The organism is Planctobacterium sp. AWH2_060 (assembly GCF_056158425.1).
On sequence record NZ_JBSWTG010000001.1, the window covers coordinates 3,142,136 to 3,161,387 of the forward strand.

The 19,252-nt window shown below is 46.1% G+C and carries 20 protein-coding genes; 6 read left to right on the top strand and 14 right to left on the bottom strand.

The window, feature by feature from the left end:
* Nucleotides 1-104: 104 nt before the first annotated feature.
* The 4 genes from ACXAD8_RS13365 to trmL are packed head-to-tail and all read left to right on the top strand — an operon-like array spanning nt 105 to nt 3,724.
* Nucleotides 105-803: a response regulator gene (locus ACXAD8_RS13365; protein WP_475229453.1), complete on the top strand. Its 699-nt coding sequence runs from the start codon at nt 105-107 to the stop codon at nt 801-803.
* The gene (locus ACXAD8_RS13370) at nt 800-2,224 is read left to right on the top strand and encodes an ATP-binding protein (protein ID WP_475229455.1); all 1,425 of its coding nucleotides are present in this window, start codon (nt 800-802) and stop codon (nt 2,222-2,224) included. Before ACXAD8_RS13365 ends, ACXAD8_RS13370 begins: the two co-directional genes overlap by 4 nt.
* A 52-nt stretch (nt 2,225-2,276) precedes the next feature.
* Complete coding sequence (locus ACXAD8_RS13375) at nt 2,277-3,260, top strand: alpha/beta fold hydrolase (RefSeq protein WP_475229458.1); 984 nt, start codon at nt 2,277-2,279, stop codon at nt 3,258-3,260.
* Nucleotides 3,260-3,724 (top strand): tRNA (uridine(34)/cytosine(34)/5-carboxymethylaminomethyluridine(34)-2'-O)-methyltransferase TrmL, encoded by a 465-nt coding sequence (trmL, locus tag ACXAD8_RS13380; protein ID WP_475229461.1) that lies wholly within the window; start codon nt 3,260-3,262, stop codon nt 3,722-3,724. Before ACXAD8_RS13375 ends, trmL begins: the two co-directional genes overlap by 1 nt.
* A 115-nt stretch (nt 3,725-3,839) precedes the next feature.
* Here the strand turns inward: trmL and gpsA are convergent, their stop codons facing one another.
* From gpsA to ACXAD8_RS13400, 4 genes are read right to left on the bottom strand one after another with little or no spacing between them, the layout of a single operon-like run.
* Nucleotides 3,840-4,841, bottom strand: coding sequence for an NAD(P)H-dependent glycerol-3-phosphate dehydrogenase (gene gpsA / locus ACXAD8_RS13385; protein ID WP_475229464.1), 1,002 nt, complete (start codon nt 4,839-4,841; stop codon nt 3,840-3,842).
* A gap of 14 nt (nt 4,842-4,855) precedes the next feature.
* A complete protein-coding gene (gene secB, locus ACXAD8_RS13390) occupies nt 4,856-5,371 on the bottom strand; it encodes a protein-export chaperone SecB (RefSeq protein ID WP_475229467.1) in 516 nt (171 codons plus the stop codon).
* A gap of 27 nt (nt 5,372-5,398) precedes the next feature.
* Entirely contained in the window at nt 5,399-5,650 is a 252-nt protein-coding gene (gene grxC, locus ACXAD8_RS13395) for a glutaredoxin 3 (protein WP_475229468.1), read from the bottom strand.
* Between the two features lie 7 nt (nt 5,651-5,657).
* The gene (locus ACXAD8_RS13400) at nt 5,658-6,083 is read right to left on the bottom strand and encodes a rhodanese-like domain-containing protein (RefSeq protein ID WP_475229470.1); all 426 of its coding nucleotides are present in this window, start codon (nt 6,081-6,083) and stop codon (nt 5,658-5,660) included.
* Between the two features lie 95 nt (nt 6,084-6,178).
* Here ACXAD8_RS13400 and ACXAD8_RS13405 point away from each other — a divergent pair, with 95 nt between their 5' ends.
* Together ACXAD8_RS13405 and ACXAD8_RS13410 are read left to right on the top strand one after the other, a co-directional pair.
* On the top strand, nt 6,179-7,333 hold the full coding sequence (locus ACXAD8_RS13405; protein WP_475229473.1) for a murein hydrolase activator EnvC family protein: 1,155 nt from the start codon (nt 6,179-6,181) through the stop codon (nt 7,331-7,333).
* 360 nt (nt 7,334-7,693) lie between these two features.
* Entirely contained in the window at nt 7,694-8,557 is an 864-nt protein-coding gene (locus ACXAD8_RS13410) for a divergent polysaccharide deacetylase family protein (protein WP_475229475.1), read from the top strand.
* A 6-nt stretch (nt 8,558-8,563) separates the two neighbouring features.
* On the opposite strand, the gene ACXAD8_RS13415 is transcribed toward ACXAD8_RS13410, so the two are convergent.
* The 10 genes from ACXAD8_RS13415 to ACXAD8_RS13460 form a co-directional block, all read right to left on the bottom strand.
* Nucleotides 8,564-9,658: a protein-glutamate methylesterase/protein-glutamine glutaminase gene (locus ACXAD8_RS13415; protein WP_475229477.1), complete on the bottom strand. Its 1,095-nt coding sequence runs from the start codon at nt 9,656-9,658 to the stop codon at nt 8,564-8,566.
* Between the two features lie 9 nt (nt 9,659-9,667).
* A complete protein-coding gene (gene cheD, locus ACXAD8_RS13420; RefSeq protein ID WP_475229480.1) occupies nt 9,668-10,312 on the bottom strand; it encodes a chemoreceptor glutamine deamidase CheD in 645 nt (214 codons plus the stop codon).
* 5 nt (nt 10,313-10,317) lie between these two features.
* Nucleotides 10,318-11,127, bottom strand: a complete 810-nt coding sequence (locus tag ACXAD8_RS13425) for a CheR family methyltransferase (protein WP_475229482.1) — start codon at nt 11,125-11,127, stop codon at nt 10,318-10,320.
* Nucleotides 11,128-11,139: 12 nt separating this feature from the next.
* Nucleotides 11,140-11,628 carry an STAS domain-containing protein gene (locus tag ACXAD8_RS13430; protein WP_475229485.1) on the bottom strand — a complete coding sequence of 163 codons (489 nt, stop codon included), beginning with the start codon at nt 11,626-11,628 and terminating at the stop codon, nt 11,140-11,142.
* A gap of 5 nt (nt 11,629-11,633) precedes the next feature.
* Nucleotides 11,634-12,377 carry a ParA family protein gene (locus tag ACXAD8_RS13435; protein ID WP_475229488.1) on the bottom strand — a complete coding sequence of 248 codons (744 nt, stop codon included), beginning with the start codon at nt 12,375-12,377 and terminating at the stop codon, nt 11,634-11,636.
* 9 nt (nt 12,378-12,386) lie between these two features.
* On the bottom strand, nt 12,387-12,878 hold the full coding sequence (locus ACXAD8_RS13440; RefSeq protein WP_475229491.1) for a chemotaxis protein CheW: 492 nt from the start codon (nt 12,876-12,878) through the stop codon (nt 12,387-12,389).
* A gap of 18 nt (nt 12,879-12,896) precedes the next feature.
* Entirely contained in the window at nt 12,897-16,031 is a 3,135-nt protein-coding gene (locus ACXAD8_RS13445) for a methyl-accepting chemotaxis protein (RefSeq protein WP_475229494.1), read from the bottom strand.
* 42 nt (nt 16,032-16,073) lie between these two features.
* Nucleotides 16,074-16,571, bottom strand: a complete 498-nt coding sequence (locus ACXAD8_RS13450; RefSeq protein ID WP_475229497.1) for a chemotaxis protein CheW — start codon at nt 16,569-16,571, stop codon at nt 16,074-16,076.
* Entirely contained in the window at nt 16,571-18,667 is a 2,097-nt protein-coding gene (locus ACXAD8_RS13455; protein ID WP_475229499.1) for a chemotaxis protein CheA, read from the bottom strand. Before ACXAD8_RS13455 ends, ACXAD8_RS13450 begins: the two co-directional genes overlap by 1 nt.
* Before the next feature lie 84 nt (nt 18,668-18,751).
* On the bottom strand, nt 18,752-19,114 hold the full coding sequence (locus tag ACXAD8_RS13460) for a response regulator (protein ID WP_475229502.1): 363 nt from the start codon (nt 19,112-19,114) through the stop codon (nt 18,752-18,754).
* Between the last annotated feature and the right edge of the window lie 138 nt (nt 19,115-19,252).

The window sequence follows — 19,252 nt, forward strand, 5'->3', positions numbered from 1 at the left end:
GTAAAGAGCGCAACTAACCCTGTTACACAGAGTCACAGAAACTGCTAAATTAACTTAAAAGTTCGTGAATGACGACACGGCTTGTTACAAGGTAAAAAACTAAGATGACCGCAAAATCGTTATTAATAATCGACGATGATAAAGAGCTTACCGGATTGTTGAGTGAGTATTTATCGCCGCAAGGCTATCAAATTCAATGTGCACATGATGGATTGACGGGTGTGCAAATGGCCACCAGTGGTGAGCATTTTGATCTGATTTTATTAGATGTGATGCTGCCAGAGCTGGATGGCTTCGAAGTGTTGAAAAAAATTCGTATCAGCCACCTCACTCCCATCATGATGCTGACGGCCAAAGGTGATGACTTTGATCGCATCTTCGGGCTGGAACTGGGCGCAGATGATTATATGCCAAAACCCTTTAATCACCGGGAACTGTCGGCGCGTATAAAAGCGATTATCAGGCGCATGGAATTTGTACCCAGCCACAGTACCCATCAACCAATTACAATTGGCGATGTAAAAATACAACCAGTCTGCCGCTCAGTGCATTGTGCGGAAGAAGTGATCGAAGTCACTTCCACTGAATTTTCCATTCTGCACCTGTTGATGATGAACTGTGGCAATCTGGTGAGCAAGCAAGACATCAGTAAGAAAGTGTTGGGCAGGCCACTGGCCAGTTATGATCGCAGTATCGACATGCACGTCAGCAATCTGCGCAAAAAACTCAATAACATTGCGGATAGGGAGCGCATCAAAACCGTGCGGGGCTCCGGTTATATCTTTTTGGGGAGCGCCCATTGAAGTCCCGTTACCTGAAAAAACTCAATCCGCTAAACAGTATCTTTGGGCGGCTGTTCTTATGGTTTTGGCTGACGACTCTGGTGATGATTGTTTGCACTGCAATCACCGTCAGGCAAATAATAAAAGGGCCTGAACTGCAAACCATTCCCGCCGATGAGCAGCGAAAATTGGAACAAATCGCCGCCGAGTTTAATCGCAAAATAGAAGTGGGTGTCTTTCAGCATCCACGCAAAATATCCCGACTGGTAAGAATGCTCAGTACCCGATTTGAAAGTGATGTGGTGATTCTGGATGTTGAAGAAGATCGGGTTTATCACGACGCTCCCAGGATGCCGCCCCCCTTTGAACGGCGCTTTAAAAACCTGGCTTCCGCAGAAGCCGCCTATGGCTTTATGGCGGCAGATCGAGTGTTTTTTGGTCCGGTTAATGTCAGTGTTGGCGATAAACAGTATTCGATTTTTAATGGCCGGATTATGCGCTTTCCAATTCTGCAACACCGCATTGAGATCTTTGCCATCATAGCCTTGAGCATAAGTGGCTTACTCTGTTTCGCGCTGGCCTGGTCATTTACCCGCCCCATTAAAGAGCTGCGCGATGCCACTCAGGAAATGGCGAAGGGTAATCTGAAAGCCGGCACCACACATCACACCAGTCGCAAAGATGAAATAGGCGAGCTGAGCCATGACTTTCAAACCATGTCTGTAAAACTCAATGAACTACTGGAAAACCAAAAGCGCTTGCTGGCAGATATTTCTCATGAGTTACGTTCGCCGCTGGCCAGATTGCAGCTGGCTATTGGCATCGCTCAACAACACATAGAAACACAAACGCCACAGGCCAATACAGATAGCCCTATTCAGATACAACTGCTGGAGCGCATAGAAAAAGAAGCTCACCAAATCGATGCCATGATTGGCAACGTGTTGCAGTTGTCGAGGCTGGAAAGTAAATCTTTAGAAGTGCACAAAGAAAAAGTGCATTTTCCGGGCTGCATAGAGGGCGTAATCGAAGATGCCAGGTACGAAGCACAAAGCCACGGCAAGCACATAGTCACAAACTTTCCTGAGTCATTCACACTTTTGGCGGAGTCCTCCTTGTTGGCCAGCGCCGTGGAAAACATAGTGCGCAATAGCATTAAGTATGCGCAGAAGGACATTGAAGTATCTGCACAACTGACGGATGAGCAATTGTTAATAACCATATCCGACGATGGCTGTGGCGTTGCTGAGCAGGAGCTCAACAAACTGTTTACCCCGTTTTATCGGGTATCGTTTGCCAGAAACCGGGAAACAGGTGGCACTGGATTGGGCTTAGCGATAGCCACACAGGCGATAAACGCGCATAATGGCGGCATTACAGCAAGCAACAATGAGAAAGGGGGATTAAGCGTTGCGATCAGCATTCCCATACAAGAAAGTTAAATACCGCTTTTTTGCTCTTATCCCTTGTTTATTACTACTTATGACGGCACACATGACTCAGGCACAGAACTTTCTGATTACTCAGGAAACAGAGCTTCCGGAAAAATATCGCACGGTCATCGAGCCTTTTTGGCAAAACCAGGTGCAAAAAGGTCAGTTTACAGGCCAGGACAATGTCGGTATTCATACCGCCTGGGTTAAACACCCGGACAGTAAGGGAACCATTGTACTGTCATCTGGCAGAACCGAAGGCAGCGTCAAATATAAGGAAATCTTTTACGATCTCTATCAAAACGGGTATTCGATATTTACCCTGGATCATCGTGGCCAGGGGCAATCGGGCAGAATGGCCAGTAATCCCGACAAAGGTCATGTGGAAGATTTCAGCTTTTATGTCGCCGATCTAAAAACCTTTATCGACAAGGTGGTATTACCAGAAAGCCCAACTCAACCCCATTTTTTATGTCATTCAATGGGCTGTGCTATCGGAGCTTTATACCTAATAAACCACCCTGACACCTTCGATAAGGTGGTGTTTTCATCTCCCATGTTTGGTATCAATGCCCCCATCCCGGCATGGTTAGCTAAAGGTATTGTCAGCACTCATGGCTTTTTTAACGGCGTGTTTTCCGATGAGCCCTGGTATTTTCCGGGTCAGGGGGACAAGCAACACGAGGCGTTCGCCGGCAACAGCGTTACGCATAGCAAAGTCAGGTTTGAACAAAGCGAGCAGGCCTTTGAAGAGGTGAATGCCGCACTTGGAGGCATTACCGGTGGCTGGTTAAAAGCGGCATTATGGGCCATGAACACCATTGAACAAAACGCTGCGCAAATAACCACACCCGCCCTGCTATTGCAATCAGGCGGCGATACCATTGTTGCCAATGACGCTCAAAAGCGTGTTTGTGACAAGATGCCCAACTGCCAACTTATCATCGTTGATAATGCCAAACATGAGCTTCTGTTAGAACAGGACCAATTCCGCAATGTGGCGCTTTCCGAAATACTTACCTTTTTCGCCTCTAAGGACCAGTAATGTTAGATATCGTTTTATACCAACCCGAAATTCCACCCAATACCGGCAATATTGTGCGATTGTGTGCAAATACCGGATTTTCGCTGCATCTAATCGAGCCTTTGGGCTTTGACTGGGAAGATAAAAAAGTACGTCGAGCAGGTTTGGATTATCACGAGTTCGCCAAAGTAAAAAAATGGCCTGACTTGCAAAGCTATATTGATCAGCGACAACCCAATAAAATCTACGCTTGCACCACCAAAGGCAGCCGCTTTTTCACAGATGTCGAATACCAGGCGGGTGATTGTTTATTGTTTGGTCCTGAAACGCGGGGATTACCGGAAGATTTGATCTTCTCCATGGCAGAAGACCAGCGACTGCGTATCCCAATGGTAGAGGGCAGCCGCAGCATGAACCTGTCAAACGCCGTATCAGTATTTGTCTATGAAAGCTGGCGACAGCTGGGATTCCCCAACACCATATAATTCAAGGAGTCAGAGTTCTTGAAATGCTTCAATTTCAAGGGGTCAGAGTCGTTGAAACGCGATTTTGACGCCTGAGCGTCTCAAACCAATTTCAACGACTCTGACCCCTTGAAAATTATTCGAATTTGATTTCGCGTCCAAGTAGTGCGGCGGCGGCGTCCTGAACAGACTTGCCCTGGTAGAGGATGGCGTAGATTTGTTCGGTGATGGGCACTTCTACCCCGAGTCGCTCTGCTAACACATACACTTCTTTGGTGTTGCGGTAACCTTCCACTACCTGACCAATATCAGTCATGGCCTGCTCAACGGTTTTGCCCTCACCCAGCGCCAAACCAAAGCGTCGGTTTCGGGATTGGTTGTCGGTGCAGGTAAGTACTAGGTCGCCTAACCCGGCCATGCCCATAAAGGTTTGTGGATTGGCTCCCAGACTAGCTCCGAGACGGCTTAATTCTGCCAGGCCTCGGGTGATAAGTGCAGTTCTGGCGTTGGCACCAAAGCCCATACCATCCGATAGTCCAGCGCCAATAGCAATAACATTTTTAACCGCGCCACCCAATTGCACACCAACAAAATCAGTACTTTTATAAACCCGAAATGACTTATCGCAATGCAGTTTTTGGGAAAAGTCAGTCATAAAATCACTATCTTCGGATGCCAGCGTTATAGCAGTGGGCAAACCTTTTGCCATTTCTTTGGCAAAGGTGGGACCGGAAAGTACTGCAATAGGAATCTCCGCACCAAGAATTTCTCTGGCCACGTCCTGCAATAACCGCCCCGTTTCCGGCTCAAGCCCTTTAGTTGCCCAGATAATTCGCTGTCCGGCTTGCAAAATGGGTTTAAGCTGTTGCAGCATGCCAGCAAAAGCATGACTTGGCACCACCACCAAAATATCACGGCTCCTGGCAACTGCTGTAGCCAAATCCGCTTCTATCTGTAAAGCATCAGGAAAGGTAAAATCAGGTAAGTAGTATTGATTTTGGCGACTTTCGGTCATCGCCTGCATTTGTTCTTTGTTCCGCCCCCAGAACCAAACTGGCACCTGTTTACGGCTTAAACAAAAGGCAAGGGCAGTGCCATAAGACCCTGCCCCCAATACCGTGATGGATTGCTCATCCATAATGGTTTTAATACTTATTGCAGTGGTGCGTCAGCCGCTGCTTGTTCGGCTTGCGCTTGTTGAGCACGTTTTTGCATGTATTGTGCAAAAATGGCGTCAAAGTTAACTGGCTGCAGGTTGAACACAGGGAAAGTACCCTTGTTGATCAGAGTCGCAACGGTCTCACGTGCATAAGGGAATAAAGTGTTAGGGCAGAAAGCACCAATCATGTGTGCTTTTTGCGGCTCTGGTAACTCTTCGCTGATCAGGAAGATACCGGCTTGTTGAACTTCTACCAAGAATGCTGTTTGGTCTTCAACTTTCGCCTGCAAAGTAATGGTTAATACTACTTCGTAGTTGTTGTCTTCTAATTTTGTAGACTTGGTATCCATGTCCACTTTCATTTCTGGCTTCCACTCTTTAGTGAAAATAGCCGGAGAATTCGGCGTTTCAAAAGAGATATCTTTACAGTAGATACGTTGGATATGGAATTGTGGACCTTTAGTCTGAGGTGCGTCTTCTGCGCCACCAGTTTGGATTTCGTCTGCCATTTTAGCTAAGCCTTGTCTAAATAAATTTTAAAATAATGGGTCTAGTTTGCCCTGTCGCTCCAGGGCCATCATGTCGTCACAGCCACCGATATGATTTTCGTTAATAAAAATCTGAGGCACTGTGTAGCCACCGTTAGCCCGCGCAATCATTTCTTCTCGAAGTTCCGGTTGAGCATCAATTTTATACTCCACAAAGGCAACATCTTTATGTTCTAACAATGCCTTTGCTCGCGAGCAATAAGGGCAATATGCCTTAGTGTAAATTTCTACTTTTGCCATGACGTTACTACTTCTTAACCGGTAAACCTGCGGAGGTCCAGGTATTCATACCGCCTTTCAACACCGATACCTGTGAAAAACCATTTTTCAACATTTGGGAACCCGTGCGTCTGGCACTCATTCCCATTGCGCAAACCACGATAATGGGTGTGTTTTTGTATTTTTCAAGGGATTTGAAATCAGCTTTATTGATCTGCTCCTGGGTCAGTGTTTTAGATCCCAGAATATGCCCTTTCTTAAATTCTGCTGGTTGGCGAATATCCACAACCACGGCTTCCGAGCGATTCATCAGCAAAGTCACATCATGAGTGCCAATTTCTTTAACTGGCGATAAATGACTGTTGATGAAGCTGTAAAGTAACCATAGGAACAAAACCACCCAAATTGTTGCCAACATTGGATGATTCCCGATAAACTCAATGAACTGCTGCATAATCTGACTAAAACCTTAAAGTTAAGCAGTGACAATAAAAACGACTGCAAAGTATATAGATTTTACGTTCAGACGCCAGAGGTGTTCCACATTCAATGATAAAAACAACCCCAGGACATCCAATTTCCCTCGCTATAACGTGCCTGTTATTACTGTTTTTTACATTGGCGTTTGCTCCACTATCACAAGCGCAAACACAGGAAGATCTGAAATCCATCCAGGACGAAATCAAGTCCCGTCAGACCGATCTCAACGCTAAAGTCCGCACTGCTGAAAGTCTGCAACAGCAGTTAAAAAATGCGGAACTGGAAATATCGCAACTCACTAAAGCAACGATTATTAGTGCTCAGGAATTAAAATTAGTTCAGGGTGAGCAAAGGCAATTACAAAACAAGCACGATGATTTAACTGCACAAAAACAAACCCAATTAAAATTATTAGCCAATCAGATCAAAAGTGCTTATCTGGCGGGTGATCACGACTACACCAAATTACTGCTGAACCAGGAAAGCGCGGGTAAATTTGAACGCATGCTGGTCTATTATCAATACCTGAATAATGCCAGAAAAGCCCAGATTGACGGCTTTACGCAATTAATTGCAGAACTGCAAAAGACCGCCAAAGCCTTACAGGAAAAGCAAACTCAAATAGAACAACTGCAAAGCCAGCAAGCTGCACAGCAACAAGCTCTGCGACAACAACAAAAAAGTCGCGAAGTGGCCTTGCAAGAAATTCAAAAAACCATCAATACCGATGCTGAACAGATTGAACAATTGCAGATCAATGAGCAACAGCTCAGCAACGCAATAGCGCAAGCCCTTGCCCGTGAAGAAGCCAGACGAGACATTACGCTAAGCGGCCTCACCAGCGCTAAAGGTAAGCTGATTAAACCGGTTAATGGGAAATATCGTCGTTTATTCGGCAAGCGCCGCCAGGGACAGGTACGCTGGAAAGGCGTACTTTTCGAAGCGCCACAAGGCCGCCCAGTAAGTGCCATCCATCAGGGAAAAGTTATTTTCGCCGACTGGCTAAAAGGCATGGGGCTGGTGACGGTTATCGATCACGGTGATGGCTATATGAGTTTATATGGTCACACCCAGGCCTTGCTAAAACAGGTGGGCGATGTGATAGAAGGCGGTGAAACTATTGCCTTGGTGGGACAAAGCGGCGGACAACAAAACGCCGGACTTTATTTTGAATTACGCCACAAAGGCTCCGCGATAAATCCCAGTAACTGGTTAGATTTATAAGTATTTCAACCTTCTAAACAACAGCAAATAAACCCAGCGTATTTTGTTTCATACCAGGGTCTGTGAATTAGTTGTTAAAAAAACCGCCAGAAATGCGCTTTTCTTGTAGACAGGGGATCACGAGCTCTTATAATGGTGACATTGTCGAGCAAAAAATAATAAAACCAATATTGTAAATCGGCAGGAAAGCAAAATTCATTAGCGGATTATCGATAATAATAATTAACCTTTAATGACCAGCTTTCATTTATCGACCCGAATTTTGAACGCGAATTTTAATAACAAAAACAGAGAAAGATTCAAAGAGTCGTGCGCTGCAACGTTAAGTTATTAAACGCTATATTCTGGCTTCGGAATATAGTGTTTATCTTATTAGACATTCTGAGACCTGTCGTATCCGAAAACGACAGAGGCCGCGTTTTCCCCAAAACTTTTGCAGTCAAAATCAGCAAACAAATTACTCAAAAAACTCGCCAACTGATTTTGTTGAGTTTTCTGGCGCAAGGTCTATCCAGCGCTTCCGCAGCAGAAATCGCACTGATCATCGATGATATGGGGAACAATGATTCCGACGCTGTCGCATTTAACTTACCTGAACAGGTCGCCTTTGCCATTTTGCCCCATACACCCTACTCCAAAAAATTTGCGCTTATCGCTGCCGACGAGCAACGAGATGTGTTAGTGCATATGCCCATGGAAGCCTTGTCTGGACTAAACATGGGGCCGGGCGGCATATCTTCAGAAATGTCCGCGACACTGATCAAACAGCGCTTGAGCGAAGCCTTCCAATCAGTTCCCCAGGCCATTGGTTTTAACAATCACATGGGCAGTAAACTCACTCAGTTGACTGCGCCAATGCAGGCCACCATGGAATTTTTAAACTACAGACACTTGTTTTTCCTGGACAGTCGCACAACTCGTTACAGCAAAGCTGAGCACATTGCCAAAGACTTTGGCGTCCCAACGGTGCGCCGTCATGTTTTCCTGGATCATGTCCAGGAGACTCAGCACATTGATTATCAGTTCAGAAGATTATTGCGCAAAGCTAAGCGCGATGGATTTGCAGTAGGTATCGCTCATCCTCACCAGCTAACACTGGACTATTTGCAGGCCGCGGTATTGGCCTTAGAAGAGGAAGGTATCAGATTGATTGCGTTGCGTGACAAGTTACCTCAAACCCCTCGTCAATGGGCCTGGAATCAAACCAGTCAGTACAGCCGATAAATAGGCCTAGTGTCCTAGCTCAGATACCCTGTCTGCCAGCGCGGGTAAATCCAGCACATCTTTTTCCGCAACAGCATTAAACTCTTTAACCGCAGCCCCAGGCATTCCCCAGACCACACTGGAAGCCTCATCCTGAGCGAAAGTTCTCATACCGGCAGCCCGAATACGTGCCAACGCTTGTGAGCCATCTTTCCCCATCCCGGTTAAGATAATGGCAATGGCCCGACCAACGCCCTGTTTGGCAACAGAATCAAAAAGTACCTGCACACTGGGGCGGTGCAGGTTAACAGGCTCGTTGTCCTGTACCACAGTTTCAAATCCAAAAGCCCGTTTGCGTACTTCCAGATGCCGGCCACCCGGAGCAATATAAATATAGCCTTCCCGTATGGCCTCTCCCGGCTGAGCTACTTTTACATTCAGCGGCAATAAAGCATCCAGACGTTTTGCATAAGACTCGGTAAAGCGACCCGGCAGGTGCAGTGCAACCACTATGGCTTCCTTACCCGTAAAATTCACCCTGATGAGTAGCTCTTTTAACGCTTCCAGACTACCGGTGGAGCCACCAATAGCAACAATTTTGCTTGCTGGTTTGCTGTCGGCAGCCATTTTAACCATAGTTCCGGGCTGTCGATTTGCTTCAGCAGGTTGATTGAGCGCAGTTTGCCCTGTGAGCCTGTTGCTAATTTGCAATAACGTGGCCCTTGAAACACTGGCAGCGGTGAGTACTTTAGAAACAATTTCCTGCTGATATTCCGTCATTATGCGAGACAAATCTTTGGGTTTGGCAACAAAGTCGATGGCGCCCAATTCCAGTGCCTGCATGGTAATTTGTGAGCCTTCAGAGGTAAGTGTGGATATCATCACCACTGGCATCGGACGCAAGCGCATCAGGTTTTTCAAAAAAGCAACGCCGTTCATTTTGGGCATTTCAACATCCAGAGTGATTACATCCGGATTCAGTTTTTTAATTTTCTGCCTGGCATCATAAGGATCTTCAGCGGTACCCACCACCTCGATACGGGCATCCCGAGACAACATGTTGCTTAACACATCGCGAATAAGCTGGGAATCATCTACGATGAGTACTCTTACTTTATCCATTTCTAGTTCTTACTCAAACAGGTCGATATCACCCACTTCAAGCTGTGGCGTATCAATTCGACTTTTATATCGGGTCTCACGAATTGCAATAGTATCATTGTGCATGTGTTGCAGTTTTTTCACCATCACTTTACCGGTTTTAGGAAAAAAGTTTACTTTTCTGGGGTGTGGACCACCTAAATCGGAAGCGGCCAACCTGTAGCCTTCCATCACCATGAACTTGTGCAGAAATTTTATGTTTCTGTCACCGACCGAAGTCATCTGTTTAATAATTTGGCCGCCACCAAATGCTTTAAATACGATTTGTGATTTATCAGCACCGTTGCGCAATAAGTCATTAATCATGCGCTCCATAGCGACATCGCCATAGCGGAATGACTCACTCATTAAATCTTCAGCATCATTGTTTGAGGAAGAGTTTGGTAGCATGAAATGATTCATGCCACCAAGTCCCGAGCTTTTTTCGTAAATACAAACGGAAATACAGGAGCCTAACACTGTGGTTATCATTTCATCATTGCGGGTGACATAATATTCTCCCGGCAAAATTTTAGCGGCCACTAATGCCGCGGATTTATCCACATAACGATTAATGGTTTCAAACCCTTTCATGCAGGGTAAAAGCTCTGGTATTTGCCGCATAGCAACAGACATCAACGTTAACCTCGTTTTCGATAAATGGTTTTACCGACACTTTCAAAATCATCATTGATTTTATGGAGTGTTTCAGAATGCCCCAAAAACAAATGTCCACCGGGCGTCAGATGTTCCCAGTATTTTCTCGCCAGTCTTTGTTTTTTGGGAAAGTCGAAATAGATCAACACATTGCGACAAAAAATAACATCATACTTTCGGTGTAGCTGCCAATCATCCATCAGGTTAAGCTGTTGAAAATTAACAAGATTGCGGTATTCCTCCTTGACCCGACATTTATTCAGGTTCACACCTTTACCCTTGCGGAAAAAGCGTTTTTTGGTTGCCAGGTCGTAATTATCTATAGCCTGCAAAGGATAAATCCCGTCAGCCCCTTTTTGTAAAACCCGGGTATCTAAATCGGTGGCGGTGATATGCAATTTGATGTGCTTTTGCTCACAAATGGGGAGTAAATTGAGAATGATGGAGTAAGGCTCTTCACCCGACGAGCAACCCGCCGACCAGATATTGAATTCACTAATCGATAAATTTGCCAGGTACTCCTTGAGATAATCAAAGTGATGCTGCTCCCGACCAAATGAGGTTACGTTGGTGGTAATGCAGTTGATAAATTCTTTGAATTCGTGAGCATCGTTCTCCACCATGTGGAGATAATCTTTAAAACTGGTTAAACGGTGATGACGCAAACGCTTGGTGAGTCTGGCATAGTACATCTCATACTTTTCATCGGTAACCGTAATACCTGACCATGAATTAGCCAGTTTCCTTAGGCGATTGAATATCTTCCTGTCGTAGCCAAACTCTTTTTCTGCCACCACTAACCACCACTAAGCTGACTGCTGATACTGAGCAAAAAAGTCAGTTAAGCCGGCCGTTGCTAAAAACTGCAACATGGTTGGATGAATTGCCACAACCTGCACATCAACGCCTTTAAATGCCATTTGTTTGAGCAAAGCGAAAAGCAATTGCACCCCTGCGGCATCAGCGTCCACTGTATCCCCGGCGTCCACTTGTAACGCCTTCGGTAACTCATTCAGCAATGCGCACCACTCGCTATGCAACGCCTCGACTATGTGAATGGTCAACTTTTCCGGTACTGCCAGATAACAGGTATCACCCTCGATTCTGAAACTAGTGTACTCAGTTTCAGACTCGGGTTCTGGCTCCTCTTCCTCCGCGGCAGTAGACTCAGGTGACGACTCTGATTGCTCAAAATCGGCTTCCTGCGGCTCTTCGTCATCCTGCAACCACTCAAGCGGGTCATGACCTAAGCCAATCTCGGCTTCATTTTCAGTGTTGTCTTCTTTTTCAGTCATTTTGCTCACCTGTTGAGAAGTACATCTGCCAGTTCCGAAAATTCCCGACTGGCTTTACTGTGTGGCGACCAGGCCAGCACCGGCTTGCCGTAACTGGGACTGGTAGCAATGGCGCTGCTCTCTTCAATATAAACGGGCACGAGATTATCCGGAAAATAGCGTTTCAGTTTGCTCAGGACGTCTTCGGTCAGACGCCTGCTGTTTTGTAGTCTGCTCACCACAACCCAGTGTTTTTGATATTTCCCTATCATCCGCTCAAAGTTTTTCATAGTGGCCATCATAGTAGACAACCCCGACATGCCAAAAAAATCCGGCGTAACCGGTGTCAGAAGTTCATTGGCCATAGCCAGTGCATTTACCACCAAAAAGCCTGAAGATGGCGGACAATCCAGCAACAGGATATCGCAATCAGGCGGGGCTCTTTTTAACGCCTTTTTTAAAATTAATCCGCGCCCTTTGCCCATCGGAGTTGATTCTAAGCGCTGTAACCCTGGCCCTGCCGCAATGAAGCCCAGCTCCGGCGACAGGGTTTGCACCACATCGGTTAATTCGCGATTGCCATTCAGTACTCTGTCGATGCCGGCACGATTATTTTGAAACAATCCAAAGTACTGACCCAATTGCGCCTGGGGATCCAGATCGATTGCCAATACCCGCTTTCCTTTCTGACTCAGCGCATAGGCCAGATTGGCACAAATGGTGGTTTTACCCACTCCGCCCTTTTGATTTACGCAGGCAATCACTCTCATTAAAATGACTCAGACTAATTCTGATTGCTGCTGTACGATGGTTTTTAAGTCATCAAATTTTTCGGTCTCAAAAATCGACTCTAGTGACAGCATCACCACAATCTTATCCTGATATTTAAACATCCCGGTCATAAACTCCGTACTCACATTGTTGCCCAGCTTCGGCGATTTTCGAATGTCATTACGCGACACCGCTACCACATCAGAAACTGCATCCACCACGATCCCTACCAACATATCGTTGCCAGACTCACCCACCGACACCACCACCATCACAGTTTGTTTGTCGATGGATTTGGCCTTGTAGCCAAAGATTTCTCTCATATCTAAAATCGGTACCATGCAATTGCGAAAGTCAATTACCCCCATGCAATGGCTGGGGGTATTAGGCAACTCCCGGATCTCGCCCAAAGCACGAATTTCCTGCACCCGGGTAATATCCAGGCCATAAATATGGTCGCCCAGGGTAAAACTCAGTAACTGTACTTCATTGTCATTCATTGCTTCATTGCCTATTTATCAGAACTCTTCCCATTCATCATCTTCGGCCTGAGCCAAAATGCTTTGACTTGGCTCGGTTTTAACGGCTGCTTTCTTCAAGACTTCTGGCGGCTTACGCGTTATACCTTCTGATGCAGTTTTGGTTGTTTCAGTGCGCACCTTAGGCTTACTTCCTGTGTCCAATTCATTTTTCGGCTTTGTTACAAAGCCTGCACTCTTTGAGGTGACAGCAACTGTCGACGTTACATCAGACTCGTCTTCACTTAATTGGAAAAAAGCTACCTGCTCAACCATTTCGTCAACCTGAGTCAGGGATGCCTGAGCAGCGGATGTTACCTGCTCTGAAAGCGCCGCATTTTGCTGAGTAATATCATCCAGTTGTGCCACTGCCTGGTTTATTTCACCGACGCCTGTGGCCTGCTCATTAGTGGCGTTAGCAATGTCATTAATAATGTTAGAAAGCTCATTGGCATGTGCCAATATATCCGCCAACGACTTGCCACAACGATTCACCAACTCGCTACCTGTATGCACTCGCTCGGAACTGACATCAATCAGTTCTTTGATTTCTTTGGCAGATACGGCTGAGCGCTGAGCCAGATTGCGCACTTCGTTGGCCACAACGGCAAAACCCCGGCCCTGTTCACCCGCCCGGGCAGCCTCAACAGAAGCATTCAGGGCTAACAGATTGGTTTGAAACGCAATTTCATCAATGACACTGATTATCTCAACGATACGATTGGAACTTTCTGTTATCGCTTCCATTGACTTCATTGCTTCGGTGACAATGCTTTCGCCATTGCTGGCTTCTGTTTGCGCCCCTATCGCTGCTTCATTGGCTACTCTGGCGCTATCTGCTGTAGTACGAACATTCGACGTCAGCTGCTCCAGACTGGCGGCTGTTTCTTCCAAAGAAGAAGCTTGTCGCTCTGTGCGTGAAGATAGCTCGAAGTTCCCCTGCGAAATCTCCGTATTGGCTGATTTAATTTCAACTGAAGAGCCTTTAATTTTCTTAACTACCTGATTCAGCTTTTCAATGGTGGTATTAAGAGAGCTGGCAACATCCGCAAACATGCCGCTGTATTGATTATCCATCTGAACCTGTAAATCGCCTTCAGACAATTTGTGTACACAGACACTCAGATCCCGCACAAAATGATTGATGGTCTGAGACAGTTCGTTCAAGCCATTGGAGATATTGAGGAAGAAGCCTTGTTTGTCGCCGGTTGAAATCAAAGCACCGAGATGCCCTTTACTGACATCAGACACTAACTTTTCAACTTCACCTTCGATAATGACCTGTTGCGTAATATCCGCCCATTCAACCACAGTTCCCAAACGCTCTCCGTCATCGGAAAGTACGGGCGTGGCAATCAGGTTAAAGTGACGTGGTCCCACCGTTATGCGCGTGCGGTAAGTATCCGTTAGTCGCTCCAGTAGTTTGCGTTGATGAGCGGGATTTTTATGGAAGATATCAATGTTTTTGCCAAGGATATTGTTGGCATCAAACTGCGGTAACTCTTTACGCAGGTCGGCATTGGCAGCTTGCAACATCTCGTTAACGCTATCGTTGAGATAGACAAGATTGTAGTCCTGGTCTGCCACCATCACATTGGTAGTGACGCTATCCAAAGCAACTTTAATGCGCGCATTCGCAGCAGCAATCAATGCCTGCTTCTTGCGCTCCGTAATATCCAGCCACTCTAACGTGGTTCCCAGGCGTTTGCCATTATCATCAATTACCGGGTTCACCGTCAGTTCAAAACTCATGGTCCCAAGGCTAATTTCCGAACGATAGGTATCATTGAGTTCTGCTAACAATTTCCGCTGATGGGCTGGATTTTTATGGAAAACATCAATGTTACGTCCTTCCAGTTTATCCGCATCAAATCCGGGATCTAAAATTCTGAAGGTGTCGACATTGTCCCGCATCATATTGCGCAGACTGTCGTTGAGATACAAAATATTCAGGTCGTTGTCAGCCAGCATGACATTGGTACTAACGTTATCTAATGCCACTTTCATCCGTGCATTTACGGTTTCTTGTTCTTGCTGTTGTTTCAAGAGTGTCAGATCTGCCCACTCAACAGAAGTCCCGAGGCGCTCGCCACTGTCATTAAAAATGGGATTTACCACCAGACTAAAAGTCAGATCCTGCACCGCAATCTCTGATTTAAACTCTCCCTGAAGGTTGTCCAAAACAGCTCTTTGATGGGCTGGATCGCGATGAAACACGTCGATATTGGTGCCGATTAAAGCGTCAGCATTAAAATCAGGAAATGACATTCTGATTTTATCTTCATTGGCTGACAGCATTGCCCGCAAGGTGTGATTGATAAACACAATATTGTAATCGGCATCAGCCAGCATGATATTGGTTGATACGGTTTCCAGGGCAGAGGTTTTGCGCAGCATTACCTCACTGGCCAGCCGCTGTTGTTCCACATCTGAAACATCTTGCCACAACAAAACCATTCCCGAGGACTGTTGTGCCTGACTATTGAGCGCGGTTATCTGCACATCAAATTTGCGCTCTCCAAGCTGTACCTGAATTTTTCGCGTTCCGCTTGTTTGCTTTATCGCCTGGTTAAGTCCGGGGTCCGATAACATAGCATTAAAACTCTTACCTTTGCACTGCGCAGCGCTATTCCCACCAGATAACCGGGCCGCCGACAGAGCCTGAAATAAACTGTCTGAGATAAACTGAATCTCAGATTGACTATTGAGCACCAGGATATTGGCGCCACTTGCCTGCAAAGCAGATTCGGTCACGAACTGTTGCATCTGGCAGCTGTCAATTTCACGCTTTGTATTGCTGTTTTGTTCGCTGATTTCCTCACTCAGCCCTTCTAACTGCGCATCAATAAGCGCCAGTTCACCAGTGTGTGCAGATGGCGCTTGCAGTGCCGCGAAATTCTGCGAACGCAATGCATGACTAAATTCTGTTAATCGGGTGCGGCAATAGTCACTAACCTTTTGCACGCCATCGCCACTCAGCTTAACCATTAGCGCTGTCAGTAAAGCCGCCGCTGCCGAGAGCCCCATCACCAATAAAAAGTATTGCGATTCAGGTGCAACTTTCCAAAATAAATAAAGATTAATTGCCAGGGTTGAGATGACTAAGACAGCAACCAGATTTGTATTTTTGTTCATATTTTACATCCCGAAACAGGTTCACCTAAAGCGCGCGCCATTTTAAACATCCAGATCCAGTAGGGTGTCAACATTCAAAAGAATCACCATTTTTTCACCATCGTCTGCGATACCTGAAACAAATGCCTGGTCGATGGTCAAATCAAAATCTGCCGATAACTGAGAATTATCGGTATTGGTTTGAATGACTTCCGATATGGCATCCACCACAATCCCAATGGTTTTGCTACCTTCACTGAATACCACGTCCATGATCAAAATCACCGTCTCATCATCGTATTCTCTAAATTCGAGGCCAAGCCGTTGACGCAAGTCCACGATCGGCACAATGGCACCTCTGAGATTAATAAGACCATTGACGTAAGCCGGTGAGTAGGGAATTCGGGTAGACTCTTGCCACACCCTGATTTCCTGCACCCGCAGAATATCAACGGCATAATCCAGATCCGCCAATTTGAAGCTCAACCATTCCGCCTTGGGTACATCCTGCTCGTCAATGTCTTCAATATTATTTGCATCTTGTTCGGTTAACGCGCTCATTAGTGCATCCTCACTCTGGAAATAATTGCACCGATATCTAAAATCAGCGCCACAGAGCCATCACCCAGAATTGTGGCACCGGATAATCCCTGAACTTTGGCATAATTGGCCTCCAGCGACTTAACCACCACCTGTTGATGATTGTTCAATTCACTCACCAGGATCCCGCAATGCTTGTTGTCACTCTCCACCACCACTACCAGGCCGGACTCAATCAACTTTTCGTGATCAACCTCACAACCAAAAGTTTCTGCCAGATTGAGGATGGGAATAAAGTTGCCGCGCCATTTGAAAGAGACATCTCGCTTACCCACTTTGTTGATGTCTTCCCGCTTCAGCTGAATGCTTTCAATAATAGAAAGCATGGGAACAATGTAAGTTTCGCTACCAACTTTAAGCAATTGACCGTCCAGAATCGCCAGAGTAAGTGGTAAGCGAATGGTAAAGGTGGTGCCTTGCTCAGCCACTGAGCGCACGTCAATGGTGCCGCCTAAGGAGCGAATATTGCGTTTCACAACGTCCATACCAACGCCTCTGCCGGATAGATCGGTCACCGCTTCAGCGGTAGAAAATCCCGGCGCAAAAATGAGTTCGTGTATGGCCTGTTCGGTCAGGTTGGCATTCGCCTTAATGACGCCTTTTTCTATGGCCTTCGCTTTGATTCGCTCAGTGTCCAATCCCGCCCCATCGTCAGCAATTTCAATAATGATATTTCCTACCTGATGGAACGCCCGAAGTGTGACAGTACCGGTTTCGGATTTACCTTTCGCTAATCGGGTGGCGCGATCTTCGAGACCGTGATCAACACTATTTCGCACCAGATGAACTAAGGGATCATTGAGCTCTTCGATCACTGTCTTGTCGACTTCGGTATTCTCACCTATGATTTCCACGGCAATTGATTTATCTAATTGTTTTGACAAATCCCGCACCATGCGGGGAAAACGACTAAAACAAAAATCAATGGGCAACATGCGAATACGCATCACCCCTTCCTGCAAATCCCGAGTGTGGCGCTCCAGTTGCGACAAGCCTTCGGACAACCGTTCGAATTGTGGATACTTCTCTTCATCGCCATAAATACTCAGCATGGATTGAGTAATTACCAATTCCCCTAGCAGGTTGATCAAGCTGTCGATCTTTTCCAAATCCACCCTGATGGACTGCGAGGCGCGTTTAGTTTTAGCGGCTTTTGCCGGAGCGGTATCGATTGTTGGCTCAGTATTAACGGCGGTAGTTGCTTCAGCGACGGTTGAAACAGTTTCGGGCTGAGGCTCTTGAGCATCTGCCAAAGTGACGTCAGGCACTATTTCTTTGCTCAACGATTCTGTTACCGTTGGCGCGCCTGTTTCAGTGGCTGCGTCGCTCAGTTGCGTAAACTTAAATTCCGCTTCATCCTCAATCCACATGAAGACATCTTTCAGCTCTTCTTCTGAAACGGGCTTTTCAGATTTAAGAGAAACATTCCAGATACAATAAATATGGGTTGGATCCAGTGTCGTAAACTCCGGAATTGTCGTGATATTGCAGCTGACTTCAATTTTTCCAAACTCGGCCAACTCATCAATGTAACGCAACGGGTCATTTCCGGTTAGCATAATGCCCGGTTCAGGAGCAAACTCTATCAGCCACTCATAGGTGTTTTCCGATGGGTTATTAAGGGAAGCTTGGGAAGCTGTTTGGTTGGCTTCCTGGTCTGCATTATCTGTTCCAAGCAGACGCTCCAATTCAGCCTTGACACTGAGCATCGCAGACTGGTTAATGGCATCATCAAACTGGTAATGCGCCACGAGATTGCGCAACACATCCAGCGATGAGAACAGGCAATCCAGAATGTCCTGGCTGATCCGTAACTGCCCATCCCGCACTTTATCCAGCAAGGTTTCCATGACATGGGTAAACTCCGTCAAGGAACCCATGCCAAATGTGGCGCTGCCCCCTTTTAACGAATGCGCGGAACGGAAAATATCATTGATGGTTTCATCATCCATATCTGAAGCATTATCGACATCCAATAGATTGCGCTCTATTGCGTCTATAGCTTCTGCGCTTTCATCGAAAAAGACTACTCTGAACCTTTCTAGCGGATCACTCATGTTACCGTCCAATCTGGATTATCAGGAAAATCAACCCTACGAATTATTCACCCTATTTAATGCTCACTGGAAAAACCAACCGGTTTATTTCAATACTTTATTTACCACTGCCACCAACTTTTGCGGATCAAATGGTTTAACAATCCAGCCAGTTGCCCCTGCAGCCTTGCCTTCCTGCTTTTTTTCTAAACCGGACTCTGTGGTTAACATCAGGATAGGTGTAAATCGATAGTTTTCAATTTTTCGCAGCTCGGAAATTAACTGGATTCCATCCATAATCGGCATATTGACGTCAGAAATAACCAAATCAAAACCGTTAGCACTGGCTTTTTCCAGCCCCTCTTGTCCGTTAACGGCTTCGGTAACATCAAATCCCTGAGCCTTAAGAGTGAAGGCCACCATGGCTCTCATGGAGGCAGAATCATCAACCGTTAATATCTTTTTCATTGTCACTATTTCCTTGAGTCTTTATTAGGGCGTGTTTTTAAGGTTAACACGCTCTGTTTTCGTTCTTCTTCACAGCTTGCTTGGCGAACCCCTGACTGTAAAATTTTATTCAGTAACATTTAATTACTTGGCGTGTTG